The organism is Synechococcus sp. LTW-G, assembly GCF_054459035.1.
Map to the genome: position 1 here is coordinate 424,234 of NZ_JBTKYW010000002.1, position 14,809 is coordinate 439,042.

17 protein-coding genes and 1 tRNA gene are annotated in these 14,809 nt (G+C 66.5%); 7 read left to right on the plus strand and 11 right to left on the minus strand.

Annotated features, from left to right (window positions below; translation table 11 throughout):
• The first annotated feature begins 16 nt into the window (after positions 1 to 16).
• From ACXIQ9_RS06160 to ACXIQ9_RS06170, 3 genes are read left to right on the plus strand one after another with little or no spacing between them, the layout of a single operon-like run.
• Positions 17 to 268, plus strand: coding sequence for a Ycf34 family protein (locus ACXIQ9_RS06160; protein ID WP_296416209.1), 252 nt, complete (start codon positions 17 to 19; stop codon positions 266 to 268).
• Entirely contained in the window at positions 265 to 897 is a 633-nt protein-coding gene (gene tsaB, locus ACXIQ9_RS06165; protein ID WP_459016077.1) for a tRNA (adenosine(37)-N6)-threonylcarbamoyltransferase complex dimerization subunit type 1 TsaB, read from the plus strand. Before ACXIQ9_RS06160 ends, tsaB begins: the two co-directional genes overlap by 4 nt.
• A complete protein-coding gene (locus ACXIQ9_RS06170) occupies positions 894 to 1,535 on the plus strand; it encodes a YdcF family protein (protein WP_459016078.1) in 642 nt (213 codons plus the stop codon). The genes tsaB and ACXIQ9_RS06170 overlap by 4 nt, the downstream gene beginning before the upstream one ends.
• Here the strand turns inward: ACXIQ9_RS06170 and ACXIQ9_RS06175 are convergent.
• From ACXIQ9_RS06175 to rpaB, 5 genes are read right to left on the minus strand one after another with little or no spacing between them, the layout of a single operon-like run.
• Positions 1,477 to 2,229, minus strand: a complete 753-nt coding sequence (locus tag ACXIQ9_RS06175; RefSeq protein ID WP_010313314.1) for a lysophospholipid acyltransferase family protein — start codon at positions 2,227 to 2,229, stop codon at positions 1,477 to 1,479. The two genes, ACXIQ9_RS06170 and ACXIQ9_RS06175, sit on opposite strands and share 59 nt — an antisense overlap.
• On the minus strand, positions 2,226 to 3,116 hold the full coding sequence (gene fabD, locus ACXIQ9_RS06180; protein WP_459016079.1) for an ACP S-malonyltransferase: 891 nt from the start codon (positions 3,114 to 3,116) through the stop codon (positions 2,226 to 2,228). Before fabD ends, ACXIQ9_RS06175 begins: the two co-directional genes overlap by 4 nt.
• A 28-nt stretch (positions 3,117 to 3,144) precedes the next feature.
• A complete protein-coding gene (locus ACXIQ9_RS06185; protein WP_247476912.1) occupies positions 3,145 to 4,170 on the minus strand; it encodes a beta-ketoacyl-ACP synthase III in 1,026 nt (341 codons plus the stop codon).
• Between the two features lie 29 nt (positions 4,171 to 4,199).
• Positions 4,200 to 5,552, minus strand: coding sequence for a phosphate acyltransferase PlsX (gene plsX, locus ACXIQ9_RS06190; protein ID WP_296416213.1), 1,353 nt, complete (start codon positions 5,550 to 5,552; stop codon positions 4,200 to 4,202).
• On the minus strand, positions 5,533 to 6,282 hold the full coding sequence (gene rpaB / locus ACXIQ9_RS06195) for a response regulator transcription factor RpaB (protein ID WP_247476915.1): 750 nt from the start codon (positions 6,280 to 6,282) through the stop codon (positions 5,533 to 5,535). The genes plsX and rpaB overlap by 20 nt, the downstream gene beginning before the upstream one ends.
• A gap of 124 nt (positions 6,283 to 6,406) precedes the next feature.
• Here rpaB and radA point away from each other — a divergent pair, with 124 nt between their 5' ends.
• Positions 6,407 to 7,849: a DNA repair protein RadA gene (gene radA, locus ACXIQ9_RS06200; protein WP_459016080.1), complete on the plus strand. Its 1,443-nt coding sequence runs from the start codon at positions 6,407 to 6,409 to the stop codon at positions 7,847 to 7,849.
• A gap of 15 nt (positions 7,850 to 7,864) precedes the next feature.
• Here radA and ACXIQ9_RS06205 read toward each other — a convergent pair whose 3' ends face one another.
• A complete protein-coding gene (locus ACXIQ9_RS06205) occupies positions 7,865 to 8,386 on the minus strand; it encodes a photosystem I assembly protein Ycf3 (protein WP_010313302.1) in 522 nt (173 codons plus the stop codon).
• Between the two features lie 100 nt (positions 8,387 to 8,486).
• On the opposite strand from ACXIQ9_RS06205, the gene ACXIQ9_RS06210 reads away from it, so the two are divergent.
• Genes ACXIQ9_RS06210 through ACXIQ9_RS06220 form a run of 3 tightly spaced genes read left to right on the plus strand, consistent with a single transcriptional unit; the run spans position 8,487 to position 12,424 of the window.
• On the plus strand, positions 8,487 to 10,838 hold the full coding sequence (locus ACXIQ9_RS06210; protein ID WP_459016081.1) for a heavy metal translocating P-type ATPase: 2,352 nt from the start codon (positions 8,487 to 8,489) through the stop codon (positions 10,836 to 10,838).
• On the plus strand, positions 10,831 to 11,475 hold the full coding sequence (tmk, locus tag ACXIQ9_RS06215; RefSeq protein WP_459016082.1) for a dTMP kinase: 645 nt from the start codon (positions 10,831 to 10,833) through the stop codon (positions 11,473 to 11,475). Before ACXIQ9_RS06210 ends, tmk begins: the two co-directional genes overlap by 8 nt.
• Positions 11,468 to 12,424 (plus strand): DNA polymerase III subunit delta', encoded by a 957-nt coding sequence (locus ACXIQ9_RS06220; RefSeq protein WP_459016083.1) that lies wholly within the window; start codon positions 11,468 to 11,470, stop codon positions 12,422 to 12,424. Before tmk ends, ACXIQ9_RS06220 begins: the two co-directional genes overlap by 8 nt.
• On the opposite strand, the gene ACXIQ9_RS06225 is transcribed toward ACXIQ9_RS06220, so the two are convergent.
• From ACXIQ9_RS06225 to ACXIQ9_RS06245, 5 genes are all read right to left on the minus strand, one after another.
• Positions 12,421 to 13,191, minus strand: a complete 771-nt coding sequence (locus tag ACXIQ9_RS06225) for a response regulator transcription factor (RefSeq protein WP_010313292.1) — start codon at positions 13,189 to 13,191, stop codon at positions 12,421 to 12,423. The genes ACXIQ9_RS06220 and ACXIQ9_RS06225 overlap by 4 nt on opposite strands.
• A gap of 303 nt (positions 13,192 to 13,494) precedes the next feature.
• Positions 13,495 to 13,566 (minus strand) — tRNA-Asn (locus ACXIQ9_RS06230).
• 33 nt (positions 13,567 to 13,599) lie between these two features.
• Entirely contained in the window at positions 13,600 to 14,295 is a 696-nt protein-coding gene (locus ACXIQ9_RS06235; protein ID WP_459016084.1) for an ABC transporter ATP-binding protein, read from the minus strand.
• On the minus strand, positions 14,288 to 14,515 hold the full coding sequence (locus ACXIQ9_RS06240; protein ID WP_247476922.1) for a hypothetical protein: 228 nt from the start codon (positions 14,513 to 14,515) through the stop codon (positions 14,288 to 14,290). The genes ACXIQ9_RS06235 and ACXIQ9_RS06240 overlap by 8 nt, the downstream gene beginning before the upstream one ends.
• Positions 14,516 to 14,624: 109 nt before the next feature.
• Positions 14,625 to 14,809 (minus strand): hypothetical protein (locus ACXIQ9_RS06245; protein ID WP_459016098.1); only part of this gene is annotated, 185 nt, incomplete at its 5' end.

The window sequence follows — 14,809 nt, forward strand, 5'->3', positions numbered from 1 at the left end:
TGCGCTGACGCTGGAGATGTGCATCTGCGTGGACTGCCGCTGGGTCGACCAGTGCCAGGCCTACCACGCAGTGGAGCGTCAGCACGGCGCTGCCCATCTCTGCGCAGCGCCGCAGTTCGTTCCCAGCGAACCCAAGATTCACGTTCAGGTCAGGGAGCTGGGCTCCACGGACGTGGGCGTTGAGTGGGACGTGCGCGCCTGCGGCAGTTTTGAGCTCGAGCGGGGCCGCTGGCAGCGGCTCTGTCCTGGGGAGTTGCTGCCCACATGAGCGAACCCTCCTTGCTGCTGGCGTTGCACAGCTCAAGCGAAACCCTGGGGGTTGGTCTCTGCGATCTCCAGCAGGAGGGCGCGCCTCCCCAGTGCTCCAGCTTCCCCTTGGGGCGTCAGCTCTCCAATGCGTTGTTCCCCTGCGTGGAGGAGCTACTGCCCGCGGAGCGTTGGCCTCAGTTGGCTCGGATCGTGGTCGCCACTGGCCCTGGAGGCTTTACCGGAACACGCCTCACCGTGGTCCTGGCGCGCACCTTGGCCCAGCAGCTGCAGATTCCCCTGCACGGTTTCAGCAGCTTTTTGCTGATCGCACGTCGCCTGGCGGCGGCCGGGGCCTTGAAGCCGGATCAGCCCCAGTTCTGGTTGCAGCAAACCCTGCCGCGCCGGGGGATTGTGGCGGGGGCCTACCGCTTAGATGCCTCAGCCCTGGGGGGGATCGAGGAATGCGTGGAACCGCGTCTGTTTAAGCCCGATGAGGCCGGGCCGGGCGGTGTCGAGGCCCAGGTTGAGGCGCAGGCGGATGTGCTGCAGCTGCTGACCCTGGGGCGTCTGGCCCATGCAGCGGCATTGCCGGGGCCTTGGAGCACGGTGCTGCCGCTCTATCCCACCAGCCCGGTGGAGGGCGGATGACCCAGGCCCAGCGTCAGACCGAATCCCGGCCCCGCAGAAGGCGCCGTCGTCCCCGTCGCCGCGGCCGGGCTCGGCGCCTGCTGCTGCTGGCGGTCTTGTGCGCGGTCGCTTGGAGTAGCCGAGGACTGGTCTTCCCGGCGCTGCCCCCACCGCAGTTGGTGCTGGTGCTCGGCGGCGATGTGGAGCGGGAGCGGGTTGGGGCCGAGGTCGCCAAGCGCGATGGCCTGCCGGTGATGGTCAGCGGCGGCAGCAACCCGGAATACGCCCACTGGTTATTCCGCGGTCGCGGCCTCGATGACACGCGAGTCCTGCTGGATTACCGGGCCACCGACACCCTGAGCAACTTCACCTCTGTGGTGGATGACCTCAAGCGCTCCAAGATCCGCCATGTGGTCCTGGTGACCAGCAGTGATCACATGGACCGGGCCCTGATGGTGGGACGCGTTGTGGCAGGGAGCCGCGGGATCGGGCTGACGCCGTTGGCCGTGCCCTGCGGTGAGCGCTGTGTCCCCGAGGACTGGCGCAAGGTCTGGGGTGATGGGCTGCGGGCGGCCCTCTGGGTGGTCAGTGGCCGGGACCTTAGGGACTGGGCGGCAGAGCGTTTTGGTCCGCTGCTGGAGGAAGTGCGGGGTCGCTGATCAGGCCTTGATCCAGCAGGGCATTGATCTGGGCCTGGCAGGCGGCTGTCGCTTGATCGAGATCCGCCCGTTTGCGGCTGGCCGGCGGCGGGATCGGCGTGCCAATGCGGATGTGGACCGGTAGCAGGCGCGCCGTGCGTGAGCCGGTGCCCAGGGCGCGGTGACTGTTGATGATCGCGACGGGTAGCAGGGGGACGCCGGCGCGGGCGGCCAGTAGGGCCGCACCGGGCTGGGGGTTGTTCACCCGGCCGTCGGCCTGGCGGGTGCCATCAATAAAAACGCCGGTGGCCCAGCCCTGATCGAGGCGATCGGTGGCGGTGCGGATGGCTTCGCGGTCGCTGGCGCCGCGGGAGACCGGATAGGCCCCGCAGGCGCGGATGATCGGTCCCAGCAGTGGAATCTTGAACAGTTCCGCCTTGGCCATGAAGGCCACGGGTCGCCCCAGGGCATGTCCGAGCAGGGGTGGATCGAGGTGCGAGCCGTGGTTGGCCACCACCACCAGGGCGCCTTCCATCGGCACATGGGCGTTGCCGGCGGTGCGCCCGCGGAAGAGCAGCCGGTAGATCGGGAAAACCAGCAGATAGCTCACCAGGCGGTAGGTGAGGCTCGGCCGCGGGGTGCGGATCAGGGCCGGTGGTTCGGCGGGTTTGCGGCGGCGGAGGACGCGTTTGACCGCCTTGACGGGGCGATTCACAGCCCCAGGTCGGCGGCGGTGGCGATCTGCGCGTTGGTGATGCCTTCGGTGCTGCGTTTGATCAGGCCGCTGAGGACGTTCCCCGGTCCGATTTCAACGGCGGTGCTGATGCCGGCGGCGGTCATGGCCTCCATCGTTTCGCGCCAGCGCACCCCTGTAGTCATCTGGCTACGCAGGCGAGCTTTGAGCGCCGCACCGCTGGTCTCAGGGGTGGGGTCGGTGTTGCTCAGGACCGGGATCGAGGCATCGGCGAAGCTGACCTCCTCCAGGGTGGCGGCGAAAGCCGAGGCGGCCTGCTCCATGAAGGGGGAGTGGAAGGCGCCACTGACCGCGAGGGGGATCGCCCGCTTGCACTTCAGCTGGCTGCTGACGCTGTTGACGGCCTCAGGGCTGCCCGAGAGGACCACCTGGGCACTGCTGTTGTCGTTGGCAATCACCACGCCTTCGGTGGCATTGACCAGGGCTTCGAGTTCGCCGCGGTCAAAGCCCATGACGGCGGTCATCGCGCCGCCACCGGCGGCGGCCATCAGCTCACTGCGGGTCTTCATCAGCTGGATACCCGTCGCGGCATCGAACACGCCGGCCGCATAGAGGGCCACCAGTTCGCCGAGGCTGTGGCCAGCCACCAGGTTGGCGCTGCGGCCCTGGGCCTTCAGGCCATCCACCAGCAGGCTTTCCACCACAAACAGGGCGGGCTGGGTGTTGCGGGTGTCGCCTAGATCGCTGAGCTCGCCCTCGGCTTCGCCGTTGCAGATCGCCAGCAGGTCGCGGTCCAGCAGGGTGGATGCGGCCTCAAAACGCTCCTTGGCTCCTGGGAGTTCCAGGACCCCCGCGGCCATGCCCACCTTCTGAGAGCCCTGTCCAGGGAAAACCCAGGCGTTACCCATGGCCGCGCATTGAAGTGACCGGGGGAGCCTACGCGGGGCCCTTCCAGCGCAACAGGGCTCCGCCCCAGCTCAGTCCAGCGCCAAAGCCACTGCTGGCGATCAGGTCACCGGGTTGAACGCGGCCATCCTTGACGGCCTCGTCGAGCATCAGAGGAATGGTGGCGGCAGAGGTGTTGCCGTAGTTGCTCAGGTTGCTGAGCACCCGCTCGTGGGGAATCTTGAAGCGATCGGCCACCGCATCGAGGATGCGCTGGTTGGCCTGGTGCAGCAGCAGCCAATTGAGTTGCTCCGCTTCGGTTCCGGTGTCCTCCAGTAGCTCCTTCAGGACAGCGGGGACTTCGCGCACGGCGAACTTGTAGACCTCTTGGCCGTTCATTCGCAGGGGCTCAAAGCCACCCTGCTGGGCACTGACCCCGTCGAGGACCGGGTGATGGCTGTCGGTCTGCGCGAGGGTCAGGCAGCCATTGCGACTGCCATCGGAGCGCATCTGGAAGCCCAGCAGGCCGTCCTGGTCGGCGGGGCAGGCTTCGACGGCCACGGCAGCGGCGGCATCACCGAAGAGCACGCAGGTGGTGCGGTCGTCCCAGTCCACCCAGCGGCTGAGCTGATCGGCGCCGATCACCAGGGCCCGGCGCATGGCACCGCTGCGCAGGTATTGACCGGCCGTGATCAGGGCAAAGAGGAAGCCACTGCAGGCGGCGGTGAGGTCAAAGGCCACCGCGTTTTTGGCGCCGAGGGCCCCTTGAACCCGGGGGGCTGTGCCAAAGAGATCGTCGGGGCTGGAGGTGGCCATCAGGATCAGGTCCAGATCCTCCGGTTGCCAACCGGCATGCTCCAGGGCGGCCTCAGCTGCGCGCGTCGCAATGACGGTCAGGGGTTCATCGGCATTGCAGATGCGCCGTGCGCCGATGCCCGTGCGGGTGCGAATCCACTCGTCGCTGGTGTCGACTCGGGTGCTGAGTTGTTCGTTGCTAACCCGGTTCACTGGCACAGCACTGCCGCACCCCACCAGGGCCATGCCCCAGGGGGTCCCGGCTTTGGCAGCGCTGGTCATATGGCCTGGCCCGAGACGGTGGGGGTCAGTCAACCACAGGCAATGGTTTCGTTTTCGGCTTCGCTGAGGCGGTGCAGGTCGTCCATCACGCCGTGGTTTGCAGCGGAATGGGCGATGCGCAGGGCGCTGACCACCGAGAGCGCTTTGCTGCTGCCGTGGCCGATGACGCAGACCCCATTGACCCCGAGGAGCAGTGCGCCGCCGTGTTCGGCATGGTCGAGGCGTTTCTTGATCCGCCGCAGGTTGCTCATCAAGAAGGCGGAGCCGACCTTGCCGCGCCGGCCGCGGGGGAGTTCGGCCTTGAGCACATCCAACAGGACACTGCCCACGCTTTCCAGGAACTTCAACAGCACGTTGCCGGTGAAGCCGTCGCAGACGACCACATCAAAGTCACCGGAGAGGACGTCGCGGCCCTCGCAGTTGCCGGCAAAGCGGAAGCGGGTTTCAGCCGCCATCAGGGGATAGGTCTTGAGGGCCTGGTCGTTGCCCTTGCACTCCTCCTCGCCGATGTTCAGCAGGCCGATGCGGGGCTCTTGGACCTGCAGGACATCGCGGCTGTAGATGTTCCCCAGGAGAGCCCACTGGTGCAGGTAGCTGGGCTTGGCGTCCATGTTGGCGCCGACATCGAGCACCAGCACCTGCTGAGCGGGATCTTTGGTGGGGAAGAGGGCGCCAATGGCCGGGCGATCGATGCCCTTGAGCCGTCCCAGCCGGAAGATGGCTGAGGCCATCACCGCCCCGGAGTTGCCGGCGGAGTAGACGGCCGTGGCCTCTCCGGCTTTCACCAGATCCATGGCCATGTTGATGCTGGCGTCACGCTTCTTGCGCACCACCGTGGCCTCTTCGTTCATGCCCACCGAAGGGCCACTGGGCACCAGTTCAAGCAGGCCCTTTTGTTGCGCTTCGCTCAGTTCCTCGCCCAGCTCGAGTTCGGCAACGGCCGCCTCCACAGCGGCGGTTTCAGCCACGAACTTCACTCGCACCGGCAGCAGGCGGACGGCCCGCAGGCAGCCTTCGAGAATCGGACCGGGGGCGTAGTCGCCGCCCATGCCATCGACGGCTACCCAGAGCCGATCGGCATCGTTGATGGCTTCGCCATCCACACCACCCACGCCTTGCTGCAGGCGCCGGAGGGGGTCAAAGACCAGGGGCTGCAGCACCGTATTGGCGGCTGCACCGGCCGCTCCAGCCGCCGTTCCCGCCGTGGTGACGACGGAGCCCGCCATCGAGCCCGCTGCCGTGCCGGCCGCGGAGGCTGAACCCACCAAGCTGGTGACGGCCGCATTGCGGCGATACCAAATTACCAGCCGCCGTATGGCTTTCGGGCGGTTTCGGCGGTTTGAGGCGCCTTGGCCCGTCGCGTCAGTTGGATTCTGGGGCAACGGCTTCAACGATGCGTTGGAACAGATAGCCGGTGCCGCGAGCCGTGAGGATCAGCTCGGGGTTAGCCGGATCGTCTTCCAGTTTGGAGCGCAGCCGGGAGATATGAACATCCACCACCCGGGTATCGACATGGCGCTCGGGGGTATAGCCCCAGACCTCCTTGAGGATTTCGCCGCGGCTGAAGGGTTCGCCGCTGCGGCCCACCAGCAGCTCGAGCAGGCTGAATTCCATGCCGGTCAGGCGAATGCGCTCATCGCCGCGGAACACCTGGCGCTTGTTGGTGTCGATCCGGATTTCGTTGATTTGGATGACGCCTGAATTCGGGATCCCGGCAGCGCCCTCCTTGTCGATTCGGCGAAGCACGCAGCGGATGCGGGCTTCGAGCTCCTTGGGGCTGAAGGGTTTGACGACGTAGTCGTCGGCACCGAGCTCGAGGCCGGTGATGCGGTCGGCCACGTCCCCGAGGGCCGTCAACATCACGATGGGAACGTCGGATTCCTTGCGCAGTTCCTGGCAGACGCCGTAGCCGTCCAGCTTGGGCATCATCACGTCCAGCACCACCAGGTCCGGGTTGGTGTTGCGGAAGGCCTCCAGTGCCTCTTGGCCGTCGCAGGCGGTGACCACCTGGTAGCCAATCATCGAGAGGCGTGTTTCCAGGATGCGGCGGATGCTCGCCTCGTCATCCACGACCAGAATCGTTTCCTTGGCTGGAGCGGAGGAGGCCGTCATTGCGCCAGTCTGGGTGGCCATTACTAAGTGATTAGACCTACTGAAGAGGTCCGGCGGGGTTCGTGATCGACGAAACCCCACATTCGTCATACACCGTCTTCATCCCTCTGCCCGATTCAGCCCTGTGGCACGCACCACCAGCACCTACGTCTGCCAGAGCTGCGGAGCCCAGACCCGGCAGTTTTTTGGCCGCTGCTCCAGTTGCGGCAGCTGGAACAGCCTGGTGGAGCAGTCCGCCCCCGCCAGCGACAACCGTCGCCGCCGGCCGGTGGTGGCCAGCGAGGCCGATGCTCCAATCCCCGCCGCGCCGCGCCGCTCCGAGCCCATCGCGGCCGTTGGCGATCGTCCCTTGCAGCGCCTGGCCAGTGGCTACAGCGAGTTTGACCGCGTTCTCGGTGGCGGGTTGGTGCCGGGTTCCCTGGTGCTGTTGGGCGGTGACCCCGGCATCGGCAAGAGCACGCTGCTGCTGCAGAGCGCCCAGGCGATGGCGGCCCGCCATTCCGTTCTCTATGTGAGTGCGGAGGAGTCGGCCCAGCAGGTGAAGTTGCGCTGGCGCCGGCTGGCGGAGGAGCAAGGGAAGCTCCCGCCCCCGCAGGAGGGGCCTGGTGGGCTGCAGCTGTTGGCGGAGACAGACCTGGAGTTGGTGCTGCAGGAGCTGGAGGCGCTGCGGCCGGCCGTGGCTGTGATTGACAGCATCCAGGCCCTGCATGACGGTGAACTGGGCAGTGCCCCTGGCTCCGTGGCCCAGGTGCGGGAATGTGCCGCCGCCCTAGCGCGGATCGCCAAGCGTCAGAACACGGCGCTGTTGCTGGTGGGCCATGTCACCAAAGAGGGCATGTTGGCGGGGCCGAAGGTGCTGGAGCACCTGGTGGATGCGGTCCTGACCTTTGAGGGGGATCGTTTCGCCAGCCATCGCTTGTTGCGGGCCGTGAAAAACCGCTTTGGCGCAACCCATGAATTGGGGGTGTTCGAGATGCGCGGCCAGGGCCTGGCCCAGGTGCTCAACCCCAGCGAGCTGTTTTTGGGCAGCGATGAACCCAGCGCCGGAACGGCGACGATCGTGGCCTGCGAGGGCACCCGGCCACTGGTGGTGGAACTGCAGTCACTGGTCAGCACCACCAGTTACGCCAGCCCCCGCCGCACCGCCACAGGAATCGGCACCAACCGCCTCCACCAGATCCTGGCGGTCCTGGAGAAGCACCTGGGGCTGCCCCTCTCCCGCTTCGACTGCTACTTGGCCGTGGCCGGTGGCTTGGACGTGGAGGAGCCCGCGGCTGACCTGGGCGTGGCGGCCGCTGTGGTGGCGAGCTACCGCGATTTGACCCTGCCTCCGGGCACGGTTCTGGTGGGTGAGTTGGGTCTGGGCGGCCAGTTGCGTCCCGTGGGGCAGCTGGAGCAGCGCCTGCAGGAGGCGGCTCGCTTGGGCTTTAACCGGGCCGTGGTCCCCAAGGGCTCCGGCTTGGGCCGGCTGGCGGCCGGCTTGGACCTGCAGCTGCACGAGGCGGGGAGCGTCGCTGAAGCCCTGGTGGCGGCCCTGGGGGTGAACCCCGCCGATGACAGGGCTTAATTGCCCAACGCCAACTCAGAAGTAGACGTCAACGCTGCCGCGGCCGCTGGTCTTGAGCCAGTTCTGGGCTTCGATGTAGTTGTTGGGCGCCAGGCGGATGGCCTTGCCCCAGAAGTCCGCCGCCAGATCAAAGCGGCGATCGGCTTCGTCCCTTTCGCCCTGCTCTTCGGCGATGGAGCCCAGGTGGTGGTGAATCACCGCCATGTTGTTGAGCGCCTGGGGCATCTTGCCGTTGAGATCCAGGGCCTGGCCGTAGTGCTCGAGAGCCTTTTCGTGCTCGCCATTGCTGGCAAACACCAGGGCCATGTTGTAGAGGATGAACGCCTTGTCGTTGGGGTCTTCCTCAAGCTTGAGCGCTTCGGCGTAGTTGTCGAGTGCTTCGGCGTATTCACCGTCCGCCTGGGCGCTCATGCCATCGCGGTAGTACGCAAACGCTTCTTTGGCCCGTTGGTTGGTGGGCAGCACCTTGAGGATTAGGTCCGCCATCACCGTGAAGCTCTTGTCGATGAAGTTGTCGTTGCGCTGGGAGCGGGGCACGGCTTGCACCTGAGCTTCGTCGCCCCATCCTGACTTGTGCCCTGTGGATCAGGGGAGAACCGTGAGAACTCCCTAGCCTGGGGCTCCTCTCTGTGTCTTCGTGTCTCCAGAGCTCGAGCCAGCAGCCCAGCCGGTGGCGCCGCTCTTGCTGGATGTGGAGGGCATGAAGTGCGGCGGTTGTGTCCGCGCGGTGGAACAGCGCTTGCTGGCCCAACCCGGAGTGCGGCAGGCCAGCGTGAATTTGCTCAACCGAACGGCCTGGGTGGGACTGGACCCCGACGTCCAGGAACCAGCCCAGCGCTTAATTGAGGCCCTGGCGGCGATGGGCTACTCCGCCGCGTTGCGGAGCCTCGATGACGAGGACCGGCCCTTGAGCCTGGCGCAGCGGCAGCAACAGTTCAGTTGGTGGCAGCGCTGGCGCCAGCTGATGGTGGCGCTTCTGCTGCTCGTGTTCTCGGTCTCCGGGCACCTGGCGGAAGCCGGTCAGCTGCCCCTTGCGCCCCTGGCGGATATTCGCCTGCATGCGTTGGTGGCGACCGCGGCTCTGCTGCTGCCGGGGCGCCCGATCTTGGTTCAGGGTTGGCGTTCCGCCTGGGCCGGTGCCCCGGGAATGGACACCCTGGTGGGCCTGGGGATGGGCAGTGCCTACCTCGCGAGCCTGGTGGCCTTGCTCTGGCCGGCGGTTGGCTGGCAGTGCTTTTTCAACGAGCCGGTGATGCTGCTGGGCTTCGTTTTGATGGGGCGTTTCCTCGAGGAGCGGGCACGCTTTCGCACCGGACGGGCGCTGCAGGAGTTGGCTCGTTTGCAACCGGATCAGGCGCTGCTGGTCTTGGGAAGTGGCGCTCAAGTGCGGCTCGAGCCGGTGCGCGTCGGCGCCCTGCGCCCGGGGGATCGCCTGCGGCTGCTGCCGGGGGATCGAGTCCCGGTGGACAGCCGCGTGCTCGAGGGCCAGTCGAGCTTGGATGTCTCCAGCCTGACCGGTGAACCCCTGCCGTTGCTGGCGGGTGTCGGTCAGGAGCTCGCGGCGGGTTCCTTGAATCTGCAGGCGACCCTGGAGCTTGAGGTGCTGCGCCCCGGCCGCGAGAGCGCCGTGGCGCGAATCATTGCTTTGGTGGAAAGTGCCCAGGCCCGCAAGGCACCGATTCAAGCCCTCACCGATCGGGTGGCGGGGCGCTTCAGCGTCGTGGTGATGCTGTTGGCCCTGGGCACGTTCCTGTTCTGGTGGTTGATTGGCGCCCAGCTCTGGCCGCAGGTCTTGAGCGCTGCACCGGCACTCCACCAGCACGGCGGGCACCGCAGCCTGGGCTTGGCGGCTGAAACACCGTTTGTCCTGGGACTTCAGCTCAGCATCGCGGTCTTGGTGGTGGCCTGCCCTTGCGCCTTGGGACTGGCGACGCCAACGGCGATCACCGTGGGGAGTGGCCGGGCCGCGCGTTCCGGGGTGCTGTTTCGCGGTGGCGATGTGATCGAGGCGGCCTCCCGTCTGGGCACGCTCTTTTTTGACAAGACGGGGACCCTGACGGTCGGTCGCCCCACGGTGCGGGCTGTGACGCTGGCTGACTCTGGCGTCAGCGAATCGACCCTGATTCAGCTGGCGGCCAGCCTGGAGGCGCAGACCCGTCACCCTCTGGCCCATGCCCTGCTGCAGCGGGCGCAGCAGCTGGAGCTCGCGCTGCTCGAGGTGAGCGAAGCCAGCACCCTGGCTGGCGATGGCGTGCAAGCCCAGCTCACGGGCCATGGCCGGGCTCGGGTGGGACGACCGGCCTGGTTGCTCCAGGAGGGAGTGGCGATGGCCGAGGAGCATCGGCTGTGGTGGAGCGCGCAGGAAGAGCAGGGCGCGACGGTTGTGGCTGTTGCCACCAGCCAGTTGCTGGGCCTGATCGCCATTGATGATCAGCCGCGTGGGGATGCTCCAGAGGCCCTGGCCCAGCTGCGCTCCATGGGACTGCAGTTGGGGCTGTTGAGCGGCGACCGCCAGGCGCCTGTCCGGCACCTGGCCAGCCAGTTGGGCTTGCCGCCAGAGGAGTTGGCCTGGGAACTGCTGCCGCAGCAGAAGTTGGAACGGATCGATCAGGCACGTTCGGCCTCGAGCGGACCGGTGGGGATGGTGGGCGATGGCATCAACGACGCACCGGCCTTGGCCGCGGCGGACCTGGGCATTGCCGTTGGAACGGGAACCCAGATCGCCATCGATACCGCTGATTTGGTGGTGCTCGGCGAACGCCTGGAGGCCATCCCGATGGCGCTACGGCTCGCGCGTCAGACCATGGCCAAGGTGCGGCAGAACCTGATTTGGGCCTTTGGCTACAACCTGGTGGTGTTGCCCATCGCCGCCGGGGTGCTCCTGCCAGGCTTTGGCGTCGTGCTGTCACCCCCGCTGGCAGCTCTGTTGATGGCGATGAGCTCAATCACTGTTGTCGTGAACGCACTGTTGTTGGGGCGCCATGACTAGGCGGGGTCGTTTTGTGGTCCTGGAGGGCATCGACGGCTGTGGCAAGACCACCCAGATCGAGGTCCTGAAGCAGTGGTTGCCCAGCAGCGGCTTGATGCCCGAGGGGGCGCAGTTGCTGGTGACCCGAGAGCCAGGTGGCACGGCCTTGGGCCAGGCCCTGCGCCAACTGCTGCTGCATCCGCCTGGGGACGCCGCCCCGGAGTCCACGGCGGAGTTGCTCCTGTACGCGGCCGATCGCGCTCAGCACGTTCAGCAGCGCATCGCTCCGGCCCTGGAGGCCGGCCACTGGGTGCTGAGCGATCGCTTTGTGGGGTCGACGGCGGCCTATCAGGGCTACGGCCGCGGCCTCTCCTTGGCGTTGATTGAGCAGCTGGCTGGAATCGCGACCGCCGGGCTGGAACCCGATCTCACGGTCCTTCTGGAGATCCCCTTGGCGGAGTCCCTGCGCCGCCGAGGCCATCGCCCGGCCGATCGCATCGAAGCCAGCGGCGAGGCCTTCCTGGCCCGCGTCTGTGCTGGTTTCACGGCCTTGGCCCAGCAATACGGCTGGTGCCGCATTGAGGCCAGCCAATCGCCTGAGGCGGTCAGTGCAGACCTGCAGGCCGCCATCCACGCCGCCTGCGCCAGCGATGGCTGAGCTGTTTGAGGATCTGCTGGGGCAGCCCCAGGCGGTGGCCCTACTGACTGCGGGACTGCAGCACCAACGCCTGGCTCCGGCCTATCTCTTTTGCGGTCCCGACGGAGTGGGTCGTCGTCTGGCGGCATTGCGCTTCCTGGAGGGAGTGATTGCTGGGCTGGATGGCTCCCCCTCGGTGAGGCGTCGGCTCCAGGACGGCAACCATCCCGATTTGCTGTGGGTGGAGCCCACCTACTCCGACAAGGGTCAGCTGGTGCGGGCATCCCAGGCGGAGGCCGCCGGCGTGAGCCGCAAGGCGCCCCCCCAGTTGCGCCTGGAGCAGGTCCGGGCCGTGTCGCAGTTTTTGGCCCGCCGGCCGGTGGAGTCCCCCCGCTGCCTGGTGGTGATGGAGACCGTGGAGGCGATGGCCGAGGGCGCGGCCAATGCCCTGCTGAAGACCCTGGAGGAGCCCGGCGACGGGATGTTGATCCTGCTGACGGCCTCTCCGGATCGGCTGCTCAGCACGATTCGCTCCCGCTGCCAGTCGATCTCCTTCGCGCGGCTTGAACCCCAATTGCTGGAGGCGGTGCTGCAGCGCCATGGCCACGGGGGAATGGCCCAGGCCGGTGACCCGCCGGAGCTGCTGGAACTGGCGGCCGGCTCCCCCGGTGCCCTGCTGGAGCAACGGGCCCAATGGCAGGCCTTGCCGGAGGGATTGGCCGAGCGTTGCAGCGCTTTTTCAGGCGGCGATGCAGCGCAGACGCCTTTGGTGGCCCTTTCCTTGGCCCGGGACCTGTGTGAGGCGCTGGATGTGGAGCAGCAGCTCTGGTTGTTGAACTGGTGGCAGCTGCGTCTTTGGCGTCAACGCCAGGATTCAGTCCCCCTGAAGCGCCTGGAGCAGCTGAGGGGGCAGCTGCGCAGTTACGTGCAACCGCGCTTGGCCTGGGAGGTGGCGTTGCTGTCGCTTTAAGCGGCGGTGCGCCGGTTGTCGCGGGCCTGCTGCACCAGTTGGGCCAGCTCCTCTTGATGGTCTCCGCTGGGGAGCTCTAGGCAGTAGCCCGCGCCGTAGACGGTCTTGATGAAGCGAGGTTTGCGGGGATCGGGCTCGAGCTTGGTGCGCAGGTGACGCACGTGGACGCGGATCGTTTCGATGTCGTCGTCGGGCTCGTAGCCCCAGACCTCTTTGAGAATCAGTGAGGGGGCCACGGTCTGGCCATGGCGCTGCAGCAGGCAGTGGAGCAGTTCGAACTCCAGGTGTGTCAGCCGCACGGGCTCGTCAAACCAGATCGCCTCAAAGCGCTCGGGGACGAGTGTCAGGCAGCCGTAGTTGAGGATTTCGTTGTGCTTGGTCGAGAGCGGCGCGCGATCGGAGCGGCGCAGGAGCGCTTTGATCCGCACCAGGAGCTCTTCGAGGTCAAACGGCTTCGCGAGGTAGTCGTCTGCACCGGAGTTGAAGCCGCTGACCTTGTCTTTGGTGCTCCCTAGGGCGGTGAGCATCAGCACCGGGATGCGGGAGGTGCGCTCATCGCGCCGGAGTCGCTGGCAGAGGGTCAGCCCGTCGACCTTGGGCAGCATCAGATCCAGCAGGACCAGATCGGGGGTGTACTGCAGGGCCAGTGCTTGGCCTTTGATGCCGTCCTCAGCCCGCTGCACGTCGAAGCCGCTGTGCTCCAGGTGTCCGGCCACAAGCTCGCGCATGTCGCCGTCGTCTTCGATCAGCAGGATGCAGGGCTTCATGACTGGCTCCTCGGTAAACGGGGTCGCGGTTGCAGTGAAGGGCCGAAGTTCACCGTCGGTATTCTCCGCGGCTTTTTGTGCTTCTGCACAACATTGCTTCGCCTTGGCTTTGGCCTCTCGGCCAGCTGGCTTCAGTGCTGGAGATCGATCTGGGCGAATCGCCTCGGACCGCTCGGGCCTGAATCTTCAGCTTTTCTTTCGTCTTCCGGGTTGCGATTCCGGGTGGTTTGTTGTGAAGCGATTGCTGGCTTGAGATCAATGGCCAGCAAAAAGCCCCAGCCATGGGGCTGGGGCTTTGAGAAACTCCCCGGGCGGGATTCGAACCTGCGACCAATCGATTAACAGTCGACCGCTCTACCGCTGAGCTACCGAGGAATGATCCCTGTCGGGACCCGAAGAACATACCTTTCAGCCCTTCCTCGTCGCAAGGGGCTTGAGCTGGTTCTGGAGGGTTGTGCCGGCTTGCCAGGGGCCGATGCTGCCCCGTTCCATCAGCGCGGCACCGTCGCACCAGTTCAGTTCCTCCAGTCGGTGGGTGATCCAGAGGGCGGTGATGGGTTGCTCGGCGCGGTGGCAGAGCTGATGGATCAGGTTGATGACTTCCTGTTGGCTGGTCTCATCGAGTAGGGCGGTGGGCTCGTCGAGCAGCAGCAGCTGGGCATCGCTCGCCAGCGCTCCGGCGATCGCCAGGCGTTGCTTTTGACCGCCACTGAGGCTGTGGATGGGGCGTTGGCGAAAGCCGCCAAGGCCCACCTGCTGGAGGGCATGGGTGACGCGCTCCAGCCGTTCGCTGCTCGGCAGATGGCTGGGGAGCGAGAGCTCGATGTCGCTGCCGCAGCTGGGCAGTAGCAGCTGGTGATCGGGGTTTTGGAACACCAAGGCCGGCTTGAGGGGGCGCTGCAGTTGGCCCTCGCTTGGCTCCAGTAGGCCGGCGATCAAGCGCAGCAGCGTGCTTTTGCCGCAGCCATTGCCGCCCACGAGCATCCAGAGGCCGGGGCGAGGAATGGAGAAGCTGCAGTGGTTGAGGGCGCGATGGCCGGTCGGCCAGGTGAAACCCAGGCGATCGGCCAGGAGAGCGGGCTGCCCTCCGGCGGCCTCAGCCATCGAAGCTGAAGCCAGGGCGCTTGCTGCCGCCACCGAGGCTGGATTTTTCGTAGGTCTGAACGGCCACGACCTCACTGGTCAGCAGGCTGATGCGCTTGCTCTCTTCTTTTTCGCAGGTCAGCTCCAGCAGGCGGGGCTGGCCGGACTCCATGGCCTGTTTGATCTGGTTGTAGAGATCCTGCGCGGCGCTTTGCTCCTTGCGCTGGACCGCGACGGGCATCGGGCTCAGCTTCAACGAGAGCTCAATTACAAACACAGGAGCAGGGTTTCAAGCAGGCCCCACTCTGGCGAACCGGCGCACCGGCTGCTGTTGGCCTGAGTACATCTACTCATTCGCTCCTTGGTCGCGCTGGAAATTGCCCCAGGGCTCGCCGCCAGCCGCGCGTTACCCGTACAGTGCCCGTGTAACGCTTCATGAAGCCGCTCTCATGACGATTGCTGTAGGGCGCGCGCCGCAGCGGGGATGGTTCGACGTCCTCGATGACTGGCTCAAGCGCGACCGCTTCGTTTTTGT

Coding starts and splice junctions, on each gene's coding strand:
- ACXIQ9_RS06240 (WP_247476922.1), bottom strand. CDS start 14,515: ATGCCCGTCGCGGTCCAGCGCAAGGAGCAAAGCGCCGCGCAGGATCTC.
- ACXIQ9_RS06220 (WP_459016083.1), top strand. CDS start 11,468: ATGGCTGAGCTGTTTGAGGATCTGCTGGGGCAGCCCCAGGCGGTGGCC.
- ACXIQ9_RS06170 (WP_459016078.1), top strand. CDS start 894: ATGACCCAGGCCCAGCGTCAGACCGAATCCCGGCCCCGCAGAAGGCGC.
- ACXIQ9_RS06225 (WP_010313292.1), bottom strand. CDS start 13,191: ATGAAGCCCTGCATCCTGCTGATCGAAGACGACGGCGACATGCGCGAG.
- tsaB (WP_459016077.1), top strand. CDS start 265: ATGAGCGAACCCTCCTTGCTGCTGGCGTTGCACAGCTCAAGCGAAACC.
- ACXIQ9_RS06235 (WP_459016084.1), bottom strand. CDS start 14,295: ATGGCTGAGGCCGCCGGAGGGCAGCCCGCTCTCCTGGCCGATCGCCTG.
- rpaB (WP_247476915.1), bottom strand. CDS start 6,282: ATGACGGCCTCCTCCGCTCCAGCCAAGGAAACGATTCTGGTCGTGGAT.
- fabD (WP_459016079.1), bottom strand. CDS start 3,116: ATGGGTAACGCCTGGGTTTTCCCTGGACAGGGCTCTCAGAAGGTGGGC.
- tmk (WP_459016082.1), top strand. CDS start 10,831: ATGACTAGGCGGGGTCGTTTTGTGGTCCTGGAGGGCATCGACGGCTGT.
- ACXIQ9_RS06185 (WP_247476912.1), bottom strand. CDS start 4,170: ATGACCAGCGCTGCCAAAGCCGGGACCCCCTGGGGCATGGCCCTGGTG.
- ACXIQ9_RS06160 (WP_296416209.1), top strand. CDS start 17: ATGTGCATCTGCGTGGACTGCCGCTGGGTCGACCAGTGCCAGGCCTAC.